Source organism: Amycolatopsis anabasis (genome assembly GCF_009765355.1).
Taxonomy (GTDB): Bacteria; Actinomycetota; Actinomycetes; order Mycobacteriales; family Pseudonocardiaceae; genus Amycolatopsis; species Amycolatopsis anabasis.
Map to the genome: position 1 here is coordinate 59,545 of NZ_VTHK01000032.1, position 14,309 is coordinate 73,853.

Below are 14,309 nucleotides of genomic sequence, written 5' to 3' on the forward strand. Positions count from 1 at the left end.
TACAGTCCTTCCCGGCGACGCGTACAACGGGCTTAAATCGCGCGATATAAAACGACCCCCAACTTTCGGTTATGTTGTGCGGGCGTGATCTCCCTGCGAGGGTTGAGCGGTGACGGAGCGCCTTGTTGAAAGAGATCTGGAACCCTTCCAGCGGGAGGGCGAAATCAATGCTTCCGCGCGGAAGGCGGTGACGGTCACCCCGGACGACATCCGTTATGCACAACTGGGCAGGGCGGACAACTACCGATTCATCGCGCGACCGGAATACTTCCGGCTGGCCTACACCACCCGGCAGGTGGAACAGGCGGTCGGCGAGGCGGTGACCGCGGGAAAGCGGCTCACGGTGCGCTCCGGCGGGCACTGCGGCGAAGCGTTCGTCGCGTCCCCGGACGTCGAGGTCATCCTGGACCTCTCCGGGATGGACCGGGTCGACTTCGACCGGAAGCGCAACGCCTTCGTCATCGAAGCCGGCGCGACCGTGGGGCACATCCTGGAGACCCTCTTCCAGAACTGGGGCGTGACCATTCCCGGCGGCTTCTGCATGGGCGTCGGCGCCGGTGGGCACATCTGCGGCGGTGGCTACGGCCCGCTGTCCCGGCTGCTGGGCCTGACCGTGGACTACCTGGACGCGGTCGAGGTGGTGGTCGTGGACGAGCACGGCACCGCGTCGACCGTGGTGGCCACCCGCGCCGAGGACGATCCGAACCGGGATCTGTGGTGGGCGCACACCGGTGGCGGCGGCGGAAACTTCGGCGTCGTCACCCGGTACTGGATGCGGTCGCCCGATGCCACCGGCAACGATCCGGCCCAGCTGCTGCCCCGCCCGCCCGGCTCGGTGCACGTGGCGGAGGTGGAGTGGCCGTGGCCGGAGCTCACCGAGGCCGATTTCGTCCGGCTGGTGCGGAACTTCATCGACTGGCAGCTGGCGAACAGCGCCGTGGATTCCCCGAACGTGGGCCTTTACGCGCTGATCAGGTGCCTCCACCAGTCCGCCGGGCACGTCGCCATGCACACGCAGATACCGGTCGACGTGCCGGACGCGAGCGGGCGGCTGGACCGTTTCCTCGCCGAGCTCAACCTCGGCGTCGGGGTCAAGCCGGTGATCCGGCGGCAGACCCTCCCGTGGCTGGCCGCGAGCCAGTACCTCGCGGTGCCCGACACCGGTCCCTGGGCGATCGCGGTGCGGCGCAAGGTTAAATCGGCGGACCTGCGCGGCCCGCACAGCGAAGAGCAACTCGCCGCGGCCTACCGGCACCTCACCAACGCGGACTACTTCGGCCCCAATTCGTCGCTGGAGTACATCGGCTACGGCGGCAAGGTCAACACCGTTTCGGCCACCGCCACCGCCATCCCCCGGGCCGCGGTGCTCAAGACCTTCTACATGGCGGCGTGGAACGACCCCGCGGAGGACGAGCAGCACCTCCGCTGGATGCAGGAGATCTACCGGGACGTGCACGCCGCGACCGGCGGGGTGCCGGTGCCCAACGAGATCAACACCGGCGCCTACATCAACTACCCGGACATCGACCTGCTGGACCCGGAGTGGAACACCTCCGGGGTGCCGTGGTCCACTTTGTACTACCGGGAGAACTATCCGCGCCTGCAGCGGATCAAGGCGAAGTGGGATCCCCGGAACTTCTTCCGGCACGTCATGTCCATCCGCCCGAGCTGACCGGTTGCCGCTCGAGCTGGGTCCGGGTCCAGGCGAGGGCGACCGCGGTCCCGGCCACCGCGAAGAACACCGCGGCACCGATCAGCCACGGGTAGCCGACGCGCGCGACCAGGCCGAGGCCGGCGGAACTGACCACGATCCGGAGGATGCCGACCATCGACATCGGCAAGGTCACGTCGGTGGCCGCCGAGGATTTGCGGGCGAGATCCATGGAAACCGTCGAGACCCAGGTGAGCTTCGCGCCGTAGGCGACCGCCCCGGCGATCAGCGCGGCCGTGGTCAGCCCCGGGCTGTCGTGCCCGGTGGCGAGCGGGAGGAGCGCCGCCGTCGCCGCGACCGCCAGCACGCCGGCCACCAGCGCCGGTCGCGTTCTGCCGTACCGGGTGATGGCCGCGCCGGCGGCGAGCGCGGCGAGGATCTGGGTCCCGGTCGCCAGCGTGTACTGGACGAACGCGATCCGGTCCAGCGACCACCCGGCGGCGAGCAGCATGGGGGACTGGGGCACGTTCGCCAGCCAGTCGCCCAGGACGAACAGCGGGATCACCAGCACCGTCCAGGTGGCGGTTCGCCGGCGGCGGAAGAAGCTGAACAGCGCCAGCCACTGCGCGGCGCCGCGTTCCGGCCGCCCGGCCGGTGGTTCGGCGAGGCGGGCGAGCACGAGCAGCGGGATGCCGAACACCGCGGCGAGGGCGAACAGGGTGGTGGTCCAACCGGCGCGCGCGTAGAGCAGGAGGGCGCCGCCGGAGCCGATGATGATGGACAGGCTCGCGGCCGCGACCTGGATCCCGTTCGCGATGCCGTGGTCGGCCGCGGGCAGCATCCGCACGGCCAACCCGTTGATGGCGGTGTCGTGGAACGCCGAGAGCGCCAGGACGGCCGTCAGCAGGGCCAGGACCGCGGCCAGGTTCGCGATCGGATCCAGCAGGGCGACCCCGGCCAGGATCAGGATCATCGCGATCTGGGTGAGTACCAGCCAGCCGCGGTAGTGGCCGAGCCGGGGTGAGCCGAACCGGTCCACCAGCGGGCCGATCAGGAACCGGGCGAAGTAGATCATCCCGAGCAGGTTGATCAGGGCCACGGTGTTCAGCGAGACTCCCCGGCTGAGCAGGATGGTGCCCAGCGCGGCCAGGAAGAACGAATAACCGATGTCGCTCACCAGGTACAGCGAACCGATGACCAGCAACCGCCGCCGCCGCGACGACCCGGACCGGTCGCCGTGCCTCGCCGGATCATCGGGATTCGCCGGCGCGGCACTCCGTTGGGTTCCGGGGTCCGTTCCGGTCATCGGGGCTCCTTCCGAGTTTTAGCGAAAATGAATGTCATATACGCGGTAACGTTGGGCGTCTCGGCCGATAGGCTGAGCGGTAACGGAAGGGGACGAGGTGGCACGGACGAAGCCGGGCGAGCAGCGGCGGAGCGAACTACTCGACGCGGCGGAATCGCTCGTGCTGCGCGACGGCATCGATTCCCTCACCGTCGACGACGTCACCGTCGGCGCCGGTGTCGCGAAGGGGACCTTCTACCTGCACTTCACGAACAAGGCCGATCTCATCGGCGCGCTCCGGGACCGCTACCGGGAACGCTTCGTGAGCCGGCAGCGCGAGGCCGCGCGCACGGCCGAGGGCATCGCCCGGGTCGAACAGTGGATCCTGGCCGGTATCACCGAATACCTCGGTGACATCCGGCTCCACGACGTGCTGTTCCAGCACACCTCGCGGCCCGAGCAGCCGACCCCGAACCTCGCCGTCGACGCCCTGCGCGACCTGATCAAGGAAATCGGCGCCGGTGTCCCCGATCCGGAAGCCGCGGCGGTCGTCCTGTACCACGCGATGCACGGCACCGCCGACCACATCCTGCACTTCCCCGGCGACCGGGAACGCATGCTGGCCGAAGTCACGCGTCTCTGCCGCGCGCTGCTGGCCGAGGTTCCCTAGCGCCGGGGCTGATCCGGCCACACTGTTCCTCCCCGTCTTCGGTGGTCACGGCCCTGGTCGAGGGCTGCGAATTAGGTTAGCCTATCCTCTTGAAGATAAGTGACTGACTGTCGGTCATTTCACGGGGACACTGGGACGTAGTGGCGTGAACTGACGACACGACGGGAAAGGCTCATGACAACCACGGACACGGCGACAACCACGGACCAGAACCGGGCGGCCCGGCCCGCCACACCCGACAAGCCGGCGCCGCCCGATCGGGACGCCCCGCGGCTGATGCGCGCCGGTGCGCTGGCCCGGCTGCTCCGCCCGGTGCGGACCCACCTGGTCGTCTGCGCAGTGCTCTCGGCGGTGGGCGCGGCGGTCGGGCTTGCCCCGTACGTGGCGGTCGCGGAGATCGCGCGCGCGGTGCTCGGCGCGGGCGGGGCGTCGGCGGCCACCGTGTGGACCTGGGTCGGCATCGGCGCGGCCGGTGCGTCCCTGCGGCTGGTGCTCGTCTTCGTGTCCTCCCGCCTCGGGCACTACGCCGACGCGGAGACGCTGCACCACCTGCGGGTGCGGATCGTGCGGCACCTGGGCGTCCTGCCGCTGGGCTGGTTCCGGGCGACCGGTTCGGGCGCGGTGAAGAAGGCGATGACCGACGATCTGGAGGAGATGCACCAGCTGATCGCCCACTCGCTGGGCGAGATGGTGGGCGCGGCCTCCGCGATCGTCGTCGGTTTCGGCTACCTGGTGTTCGTGGACTGGCGGATGGCGCTGATCACCATCTCGGTCCTCGTCCTGATGGTGCTCTTCTTCCAGGTCGCGATGCGGTCGATGCCGGCCCACATGGCGCGCCTGTTCGCCGCCGAACGGCGGATCAGCACCGCCAGCGTCGAGTACGCCGACGGGATCACCGTGGTCAAGACGTTCGGCATGGGCGGCCGCATGCTGGAGCGGTTCTCCGACGCGGTGCGCGAGCACTCCGCGGCGTTCAAGGCCTGGATCGACGAGGTGAAGTACAGCTCGGCGCTGGACCGGTTGCTCGCGTCGGAGATGGCGGTCCTGGGCGTGGTGATGATCGCCGGACTGGGTTTCGTGAGCGCGGGCTCGCTCACCGCCGCCGATCTGCTGCCGTTCCTGATCGTGGGTGTCGGGCTGCCGACCTCGATGGTGCCCGCGGTGCACGGTTCCCAGGGGCTGCGCAAGGGGCGGATGGCGGCCGGGCACATCGAGAGCCTGCTTTCCCGCGAACCGCTGCCCGAACCCGCGCGGCCTCGGCAGCCCCAAGGGCACCGCATCGAATTCGACCGTGTGACGTTCTCCTACGACGGCGTCACCAATGCGGTCAGCGAGATCACCGCGGTCTGCGAGCCCGGCACGGTCACCGCCATCGTCGGTCCCTCCGGCGCGGGGAAGTCCACTTTGGCCAGTCTGCTGCCGCGGTTCTACGACGTGACCGATGGCGCGATCCGCATCGGCGGCGCGGACGTCCGCGACCTCGCCTCGACGGATCTGCTGGCGTCGATGTCGCTGGTGTTCCAGGACGTCGTGCTGCTGCGCGATTCCGTCACCGAGAACATCCGCATCGGGCGTCCCGGCGCCACCGACGAGGAGGTTCGCGCCGCCGCCCGGGCGGCCCGCGTCGACCACGTGATCGAGCAGTTGCCGGACGGCTACGACACGGTGCTCGGCTCCGCAGGGGGCGGGCTGTCCGGCGGGGAGCGGCAACGCCTGACCATCGCCCGCGCGATCCTCGCGGCGGCGCCGATTGTCGTGTTGGACGAGGCTACCGCCGCACTCGACCCGGACAACGAGACGGCCGTGCAGGACGCGCTGGCCGAACTCGCCGCCGGGAAGACCGTGCTCGTGATCGCGCACCGGCTGCACACGATCGCGGGCGCCGAGCAGATCCTCGTCCTGGACGAAGGCCGCCTCGTCGAATCCGGCACCCACCACGAACTCATCGCGCGCGACGGGTTGTACGCCCGCATGTGGCGAGCCCAGCAGAACGGAGACCACGCATGATCCGCCACCTCTACCGGCTGTGGCCGCACCCCGGGCTGCTGATCCGGCTGGGGCTGCTGCACGCCGTGCTAGCGGTCCTGCAGGGACTGCTGCTCGGCCTGCTGGTGCCGATCCTGCGGGCCCTGTTGCAGGCGCAGCCCGATTTCGCCGCGGCGAAGCCCTGGCTGATCCTGGGTGCGATCGGCCTCGCCGTTTACGTGGTGCTCAACGTGATTTCCACACCCATCGGGTTCGCCGCCAGCGGCCAGCTCACCGCGCAGCTCCGCCACCACCTGATGCGGCATGTGACCACGTTGCCGCTGGGCTGGTTCACCGCCGAACACAAGACGCGGCTCGCCCGCACCGTCACCGCGGCCGCCGGTGGGGTCGGCCAGCTGGCCGTGACGATCGGGGCTCCGGCCATCACCTCGACGCTCGTGCCGCTCACCATCGTCGGGGTCACCTTCGCGGTGGACTGGCGGCTCGCCTTGGTGTTCCTCGCCATCCTGCCCGTCGCGCTCCTGACGCTGCGGCGGGCCGGCCGGATCGCCGGGGTCGCGGAACGCAAGCTGGACGCGGCGGCGACCGAAATCGCCGGGCGCGCCATCGAACTCGGCCAGGCGCAGACCGTGCTGCGCGCCGCGGGCCACGGCGCCACCGGCGGCACCCGGATGCGGAACGCGCTGGACGTGCACCGCCGGACCTACCGGCAGGGGCTGAACCGGTCGATGGTTCCCGATCTGACCTACACCGGCGTGGTGATGGCCGGTTTCGTGGCCATTCTCGTGGTCGGCGCGCTGCTCCTGCTCAACGGAACCCTGATGATCGCCGACACGGTCGCGCTGCTCGTCCTGGCCGTGCGCTTCCTCGAACCGCTCGGCAACCTGATCGAACTCATCGGGGCACTGCGCGCGATGGACAACAACATCTCGCGCGTCGAGGCGATCCTGCACACCCCGGCGCTGCCGCACAGCCGGAATCCGGTGCGCCGCGTGCAGAGCGCCGACATCGAATTCGAGGACGTGACCTTCTCCTACGGGGACACCCCGGCCCTGTCGGAGGTGTCGTTCCGGTGCCGTCCCGGGACGACCACGGCGCTGGTCGGGCCGTCCGGCTCCGGGAAGACCACGGTCACCCGGCTCATCGCCCGGTTCTTCGACGTGGACTCCGGCAGCGTGCGGGTCGGCGGCGTGGACGTCCGCGAGTACGACCACCCCGTCCTCCTCGGCGATGTGGCCATCGTCTTCCAGGACGTCTACCTGTTCGACGACACCATCGAGGAGAACCTCCGGCTCGCCCATCCGGAGGCCACCCGCGCCGAACTCGAGGCCGCGGCCGCGGCGGCGCGCCTGGACGAGGTCGTCGACCGGTTGCCCGACGGCTGGCAGACCCGGGTCGGCGAGGGCGGCGCGCAGCTCTCCGGCGGCGAACGCCAGCGGGTGTCCATCGCCCGCGCCTTCCTCAAACACGCCCGGATCGTGCTCATCGACGAGGCCGCCTCCGCGCTCGACCCGGAGAACGAGCGGGCCATCAGCCAGGCCATCGCGAACCTCGCCCAGGACCCGGACCGCACGGTGATCGTGATCGCGCACCGGCCGGCGACCCTGGCCACCGCCGATCAGGTCGTCGCGCTCGACGGGGGCCGGGTCACCGAAGTCGGGACCCCGGCCGAACTCCGCGATTCCGCCGGGACGTTCGCCCGCCTGTACGACCAGTACGAACACGCGCGGAGCTGGCACATCACGGCGAAAGCCTGACGTCTCGCCGAAGTCGGGGTCGTGAGCGGTACGGGCGGTTCTGACCGGTCTGACCACGCGTTGTCGGCTAAGAGGGACCGCCACGAGGCCGTGCTCGTCGGGGTGCCCGGGGGGACCTACCGAAATGGGGAACTCGGCCTACCGAAACGAGGGACTCGCACGTCCGAAACGGGGGACACGCGCCAGCGGGATCCCCGCCCGCCGCGAGTCCCTCGTTCTGGTCGCGTGTGTTCCCCGTTCCGGTAGGCGGAGGACACCACTGTGGCTTTCGGGGCGTTGAAGGTACCGCTCACGACCCCTGCTTTATGTAATGGCCAAAGGGAATAGGCAGTGGCGCCTGGTTGCCTGCCAGAACACGGAGGTGCTTGACTCCTGCTCTCGCTCCTGTCGATCTTGGTACCCCGGGAATCGGTGACACCGGCCTACCCCTATGGTTAGGCTAACCTTTGTTGCTGGGTGGCCAGAGTCCGACGAAGTCGGCAGGTTGACGCTGGAGTTGTACGTATGACCGCGATCCCGGGTTCCGCCGTTGGCGTCGAGCCGTTCCTGCACTTCGACGCCGAAGTCGTCGCGGTGACCAGAATCGGCGAACATCTGGTCCGGGTGACCTTCGGCGGGGACGGCCTGCGGGGCATCGCGACCGGCGGGCCGGATCAGCGGATCAAGGTGTTCCTGCCGCAACCCGGTTCCGGTGAGCTCGCGGTGCCGACCGGTGCCGACTGGTACGCGCGGTTCCGGGAGATGCCGGACGAGCGGCGGCCGGTCATGCGCACCTACACCATCCGCGCGTTGCGGCCCGGCGAGATCGACGTGGATTTCGTGTTGCACGGCGACACCGGGCCCGCGTCGCGGTGGGCGGGCCGGGCGAAACCGGGGGATCGGGCGATCATCTGGGGCCCGAACGCCGAACACGGTTCGCCGCTGGGCGCGGAATACGGTCCGGCCGAGGACACCGCGTGGCAGCTCATCGCGGGGGACGAGACGGCGTTGCCGGCGATCGGCGGGATCGTGGAGAGCCTCCCGGCCGGTGCGCGGGCCCTGGTCTTCGTCGAGGTTCCCGGGCTCGGCGACCGGCAGGACTGGCGCACAAGCGCCGAGGTCGAAGTGCGCTGGCTGCCGCGGGACGGCGTCCCGGCCGGGCGGAGCACCGCACTGGTCGATGCGATCCGCGCCGCGGACCTGCCCGAGGGGCCGGTGTACGCCTGGCTCGCCGGGGAAGCCGGTGGGGTGCGGGCGCTGCGCCGCCACCTGGTGCGCGAGCGCCTGATCGATCGCCGCCGGATCAGCTTCTGCGGCTACTGGCGGTACGGCAAGAACGAGGACGCTCCGCACGTGGCCGCCGATCACCAGGACGACTGATCCGCGAAGAAGGCCGAACCGGGGGAACAACCGATGACCGAAGAGCAGGGCGTGCGCGGCTACCCGCGGCATGGCGCGGCGCGTCTGCTCGCCCATTGCCTGCGCCGGTATTGGCCGCTGCTGGCGGGTGCGGTCGCCGGCGGCACGATCTTCCAGCTGTCCACAGTGATCTTCCCGCTGTGCGTGCAGTACGCGATCGACACCGGAATCCAGCGCGGCGACCTGGCGGCCACCGCGCGCTGGGCGGCGGTGATCGTCGGCATCGCGGTGACCCTGGTGGCCGGGCTCGCCCTGATGCAGTGGCTGGTCACCGTCGCCGCGATCCGGGCCGCCAACGAACTCCGCGGCGCGCTGCTCGACCGCGCCCTGCGACTGGACCGGCGGACCCTGGCCCGGTTCGGGCGCGGAGACCTGGCGACGCGCGGAACCCGCGACGTCGATCTCGTGTACACCTGGCTCGCCGGATGCGCCTCCATGGTCACCGGGCTCGTCGGTTTCGCGGTGATCCTGGTGCTGGTCGCCGACCAGGACGGCGTGCTGGCGATCGCCGGGCTGGCGACCGTGCCGGTGCTGGTCGTGCTGAACATCGTGCTGCCCCGCCGGTTCGCCGCGGTCAATTCCCGGCTGTCCGCGGCACACGGCGCGCGGGCCGACGCGGTGGAGGAACTGCTCACCGCGAGTGCCGCGGTCCGGGGGATCGGCGGCGAGGGCCCCCTGGTCGAGCGGCATGCCTTGCGCAGCGCCGAAGTCACCCGGGAAACCGTGGCCACCGCCCGGGTCGCGGCGTGGTGGGCCGCGGGCGCGCCGTTCGTCCCCGGCGCCGCGACGGCCGTCGGCCTGCTCGTCGGCGGGCACGCGGTGATCGGCGGTTCACTCACCGTCGGCGGCCTGGTGGCGTTCACCAGCTGGATGAGCATGCTCGGCGTCTGGGTCGGGGTGCTGACCGGCCGGTTCACGCAACTGGGCGAGGCGTTCACCGCCGCCGGACGGATCAACGAGGTACTGCTGGTGACGCCCGCGTTCACCGATCCCGCGGATCCGGCGGAACTGCCCGCGTCCGGCACGCTGGTCGCCGACGGCGTGGCGGCACACGGCATCGGCCCGATCGAGCTGACCGTCGAACCGGGTGAGTTCGTGGCGGTCACCGGGCCGCTGTCGTCCGGGAAGTCCACGCTGCTGCGTTTGCTGGGCCGCTGGGACGATCCGGACGCCGGGGCCGTGCGGTACGGCGGCGTCGATCTGCGCGCGGCGCGGCTGGCGGAGGTGCGCCGGCGGTTCGTCGTGGTGGCGCAGCGGCCGGAGGTCGTGTCCGGGACGGTCGCGGACAACCTCCGGCTCGGCCGCCCCGGACTGACCGACGAGGAGTTGCGCGCGGCGTGCCGGATCGCGGCGATCGACACCCATTTCGACGCCCTGCCCGACGGGTACCGGACCGAGGTGGGGGAACGCGGCAACACCTTGTCCGGTGGGCAGCTCCAGCGCCTCGCCCTCGCGCGGGCCGTGCTGCACGGCGCGAATGTCCTGCTGCTCGACGACATCACCTCGGCCGTGGACGCCGCCACCGAGCGGCGGATCCTGGAGCGCCTGCGGGCGTGGGCCTCCGATCCCGCGGCACCGCGGACGATCGTGTTCGCGAGCCACCGGGAGGCGGTGATCGCCGCGGCGGACCGGCGGGTGGCGCTGCCGGATCCCCGGCGCGCGGGGGAATCCGCGGACCGGGCGCCGAGCCTGGCGATCGGGGGCACGGGTGGCTGAGGCCCCGGTTCTGAGCGAACGGCCGTCGCAGGCGCGGGTGCTGCGCCGGGCCTGGCCTTATCTGCGGCCGCACCGGCGGGCCGTGGCGGCCGCGCTCGTGCTCAGCGCCGCCGCCACGCTGGCCATGACGTTCCTGCCGCCGGTCGTCGGCTGGGCCGTCGACCGGGTGGAGCAGCGCGACGGTCCGGGCCTGTACGCGGTGGCCGGGGTGTTCGTCGTGCTGGTGGTCGCCCGGATGATCCTGTTGCGCAGCGCCGAGTTGTGGCTCGCGCGCGCGGGCGAGCGGGTGGTGTCGTCGCTGCGGGAGCTGGCGGTCGCCCGGCTCGCCACGGCGCCCCTGCGGTTCCTGGAAGCCCAGCGGTCGGGTGATCTGCTGCGCCGCACCACCAGCGAAATCGCCGACCTGTCCTCGTTCGTCCGGTCGGATCTGCCGGATCTGCTGTCGGTGGCCGGATACCTCGTCTTCACCACGGCGGTCCTGCTGGTCTACTCGTGGCAGCTGACGCTGGTGCTGGTGCTGGTGTTCCTGCCGCTGGCCGCGCTGACCATGCGCTGGTTCCAGCGGGGCGCCAAGGAAGCCTTCGCCGCGGAGGCGGCCGAGAAGGCGACCGTCGCCGCGACCTACGCCGAGGGTGTCGGTGCCCAGGAACTGCTGGCCGCGTACGGCGCGGAAAGCCAGTGGTCCCAGCGGTTCCGGCGCGATTCCGACCGGCTGCGCAAGGCCGCGGTGTGGTCGGAGTTCACGGTGCTGCGCGCCAGCGGGGTCACCCTGGCGCAGGGCGTCGCCGACGCGGTCATCCTCCTGCTGGGTGGCTGGCTGGTGATCGGCGGCGGGATGCCGGTGAGCACGGTGGCGGTGTTCGTGCTCGCGATGCGCCAGCTCTTCGAATCGGTCAACCAGCTCAGCGGCCTGGTCGGGCAGCTGCAGACCTCGCGGGTCGGGCTGGCCCGGTTGCTCGATCTGCTCGACGGGACCGCGCGGGCCGATCGCACGCCGAAGGCCGCGGCCGCGCCCGAACGCGGCGCCCTGCACGCGACCGGGTTGCGTTACTCCTATGTGGACGGTGTACCGGCGCTGGTCGACGTGTCCTGCGAGTTCCCGCCGGGTTCGCGGGCCGCGCTGGTCGGGCCGACCGGATCGGGTAAGACCACGCTCGCGAAACTGCTGGCCGGGCTGTACCTCCCGGACGAGGGCGAGGTCCGGTACGCGGGGATTCCACTGCCGGACCTGCCGCCGGACGAGCTGCGCCGCCGGATCATGCTGATCCCGCAGCGGGTGCACGTGGTTTCCGGGACACTGCGGGAGAATCTGCGGCTCATACCATCCACTCCGGACGATGACCGGATCGACCGGGCGCTGGCCGAACTGGGCCTGCGGGAGTGGGTCGCGAGCCTGCCGCGGGGTCTGGACACGCCGCTGACCCCGGCCGGGGACGCGCTGTCGGCGGGGGAGCGGCAGCTCATCGGGCTGATCCGGGCGGCGCTGGTCGATCCGGCGGTGCTCATCCTCGACGAGGCGACCGCGGACGTGGACCCGGTCACCGCGGAACGGATCGAGGCCGCCCTCGACCGGCTGCGGGAAGACCGGTCGCTGATCGTCATCGCGCACCGCAAGGCCACCATCGACCGCCTGCCGTACGCGGTGCGGCTGGAAGCGGGGCGAACCGCGGAGCTGGGGCGGCTGTGACGACACGTTCGGAATCACTGGTGCGGGACACGCCCGTCGCGTCCTGGCCCGTGCGCCGCCGCCGGGTCGCCGCGCGGAGCGGCGGGTTGCTCGTCGGCGCCGGGCTGATCCTGTTCGTCGGACTGGTCAGCGTCGCGGTGGGAGCCAAACCGATCCCGCTCGACGTGGTGTGGCACGCGATCTTCGGTTACGACGGGTCCTACGACGCCAACGTGATCTGGGACCAGCGGATGCCCCGCACCCTGCTCGGCCTCGCGGTCGGCGCGGCGCTGGGCGCCTCCGGCGCGCTGATGCAGGCCCTGACCCGCAACCCGCTCGCGGACCCCGGTGTGCTCGGCGTCAACGCGGGCGCGTCGGTGGGTGTGGTCGCCTCGGTTCTCCTGTTCGGGCTGACCCAGCTGGCGCAGTACGCCTGGTTCGCGTTCGCCGGCGCGGCGATCGCCGGGGTGGTCGTCTACCTCCTCGGTTCGACCGGGCGGGGCGGGCCGACGCCGGTCCGGCTCGCGCTCGCGGGCACCGTGGTCGGCGCCGTGCTGACCGGGATCATCACCGCGATCACCACGACGAACGCGCAGTCCTGGCAGCTGATGCGGTTCTGGACGATCGGTTCGCTGGTGAACCGGAACGCCGAGGTGCTGGTGCAGGTCGTGCCGTTCCTCGCCATCGGCGCGGTCATCGCGTTCTCCATCACCGGTGCGCTGAACGCGCTCGCCCTCGGGGATCAGGTGGGCCGCGCCCTGGGCGCCCGCGTGGGCCGGACGCGACTGCTGGCCGGGGTCGCGATCGTGCTGCTGTGCGGCGGCGCGACCGCGGCGGCCGGCCCGATCGGGTTCGTCGGGCTGGCGGTGCCGCACGCGGTCCGCGCGATCGTCGGTCCCGATTACCGGTGGGTGGTGCCCTATTCGCTGGTGGCCGCGCCGCTGCTGGTACTCGGTTCGGACATCCTCGGCCGGGTCGTGCTGCCGTCCGGGGAACTCGAGGTCGGCGTGGTCACCGCGGTGGTCGGGGCGCCGGTGTTCATCTACCTGGTGCGCCGGAGGCGGGTGGCGGCCCTATGACCGCGAATCGGTGGATCCTGCGCACCGCAAGCGAAACGGTGGCCCTGCGCGTGCACCGGCGCGCCGCGGTCGTCGCGCTGGTGCTCGCCGTGCTGTGCCTGGGCGTGGTGCTGGTCAGCCTGTTCGCCGGGAACTTCCCGATCTCGTTCGGCCAGGTGTTCCGGGCACTGGCCGGTGAGGGGACGCGGCAGCAGCGTTACTTCGTCAACGACGTCCGCCTGCCCCGTGCCCTGGTCGCGGTGCTGGTGGGCGCCGCGCTGGCCGTGGCCGGGGCGATTTTCCAAAGCCTCACCGGGAATCCGCTGGGCAGCCCGGACATCATCGGCTTCAACGGCGGCGCCGCGCTCGGCGCGGTGTTCTGCATCCTCACCCTGAAGGGCGCCGGACTGGTTTCGGTCGGCGCCGGCGCGATCGTCGGTGGCGCGGTGATCGCGGGCCTGGTGTACCTGCTCGCGTACCGGGGCGGGGTGCAGGGTTACCGCCTGGTGCTCGTCGGCGTCGGCATCAGCGCGCTGCTGAGCGCGGGGACGGCGTACCTGCTCAGCCGGGCGGAGCTGACCGATTCGCTGAACGCCCAGGTCTGGATGGTCGGCAGCCTGAACGGCCGGTCCTGGGACCAGGTCTGGATCCTGCTCGTCGTGCTCGCGGTGGCGCTCCCGGCGGCGTTCGCGCTGAGCGGTCCGCTGCTGACCCTGGAACTGAGCCCGGACACGGCGACCGGGCTGGGGCTGCGGGTCAACCGGATCCGGCGACGCGCCATCGTGGTGACGGTCATGCTCAGCGCGGTGGCCGTGGCGACCGCGGGGCCCATCACGTTCGTCGCGCTGGCGGCGCCGCAGATCGCCAAACGGCTCGCGCGTTCGGCGGGCCCGTCGCTGGTCGTCTCCGCGCTCGCCGGTGGGTTCCTGCTCGCGCTCGCGGACCTGGTGGCGCAACGGGTCCTGCCGTCCACGCAGCTCCCGGTCGGGGTCACCACGGTGGTGTTCGGCGGGCTCTACCTGGGGTGGTTGCTGATTGGCGAATCGCGGCGCGGAAAAGCTTGAGAGGTCACACGTTCGCCTCTGCCACCCGCGAGGAAATTAGGCTAGGCTCACCTAAGAG

10 protein-coding genes are annotated in these 14,309 nt (G+C 71.3%); 9 read left to right on the top strand and 1 reads right to left on the bottom strand.

Annotated elements, in window-relative coordinates; genetic code table 11:
- Nucleotides 1-109: 109 nt before the first annotated feature.
- A complete protein-coding gene (locus FXO23_RS33450; protein WP_246258186.1) occupies nucleotides 110-1,672 on the top strand; it encodes an FAD-binding oxidoreductase in 1,563 nt (520 codons plus the stop codon).
- Here the strand turns inward: FXO23_RS33450 and FXO23_RS33455 are convergent.
- Nucleotides 1,650-2,957 (bottom strand): MFS transporter, encoded by a 1,308-nt coding sequence (locus tag FXO23_RS33455; RefSeq protein WP_158889687.1) that lies wholly within the window; start codon nucleotides 2,955-2,957, stop codon nucleotides 1,650-1,652. The genes FXO23_RS33450 and FXO23_RS33455 overlap by 23 nt on opposite strands.
- Nucleotides 2,958-3,054: 97 nt before the next feature.
- Here FXO23_RS33455 and FXO23_RS33460 point away from each other — a divergent pair, with 97 nt between their 5' ends.
- From FXO23_RS33460 to FXO23_RS33495, 8 genes are all read left to right on the top strand, one after another.
- A complete protein-coding gene (locus FXO23_RS33460; protein WP_158889689.1) occupies nucleotides 3,055-3,606 on the top strand; it encodes a TetR/AcrR family transcriptional regulator in 552 nt (183 codons plus the stop codon).
- Nucleotides 3,607-3,780: 174 nt separating this feature from the next.
- The gene (locus tag FXO23_RS33465; RefSeq protein ID WP_158889691.1) at nucleotides 3,781-5,613 is read left to right on the top strand and encodes an ABC transporter ATP-binding protein; all 1,833 of its coding nucleotides are present in this window, start codon (nucleotides 3,781-3,783) and stop codon (nucleotides 5,611-5,613) included.
- A complete protein-coding gene (locus tag FXO23_RS33470) occupies nucleotides 5,610-7,349 on the top strand; it encodes an ABC transporter ATP-binding protein (RefSeq protein WP_158889693.1) in 1,740 nt (579 codons plus the stop codon). The genes FXO23_RS33465 and FXO23_RS33470 overlap by 4 nt, the downstream gene beginning before the upstream one ends.
- 504 nt (nucleotides 7,350-7,853) lie before the next feature.
- Nucleotides 7,854-8,708, top strand: coding sequence for a siderophore-interacting protein (locus FXO23_RS33475; protein WP_158889695.1), 855 nt, complete (start codon nucleotides 7,854-7,856; stop codon nucleotides 8,706-8,708).
- Between the two features lie 33 nt (nucleotides 8,709-8,741).
- A complete protein-coding gene (locus tag FXO23_RS33480; RefSeq protein WP_158889697.1) occupies nucleotides 8,742-10,463 on the top strand; it encodes an ABC transporter ATP-binding protein in 1,722 nt (573 codons plus the stop codon).
- A complete protein-coding gene (locus FXO23_RS33485) occupies nucleotides 10,456-12,150 on the top strand; it encodes an ABC transporter ATP-binding protein (RefSeq protein ID WP_158889699.1) in 1,695 nt (564 codons plus the stop codon). Before FXO23_RS33480 ends, FXO23_RS33485 begins: the two co-directional genes overlap by 8 nt.
- Entirely contained in the window at nucleotides 12,147-13,208 is a 1,062-nt protein-coding gene (locus FXO23_RS33490; protein ID WP_246258187.1) for a FecCD family ABC transporter permease, read from the top strand. The genes FXO23_RS33485 and FXO23_RS33490 overlap by 4 nt, the downstream gene beginning before the upstream one ends.
- Nucleotides 13,205-14,251: a FecCD family ABC transporter permease gene (locus tag FXO23_RS33495; protein WP_158889701.1), complete on the top strand. Its 1,047-nt coding sequence runs from the start codon at nucleotides 13,205-13,207 to the stop codon at nucleotides 14,249-14,251. The genes FXO23_RS33490 and FXO23_RS33495 overlap by 4 nt, the downstream gene beginning before the upstream one ends.
- Nucleotides 14,252-14,309 lie beyond the last annotated feature (58 nt).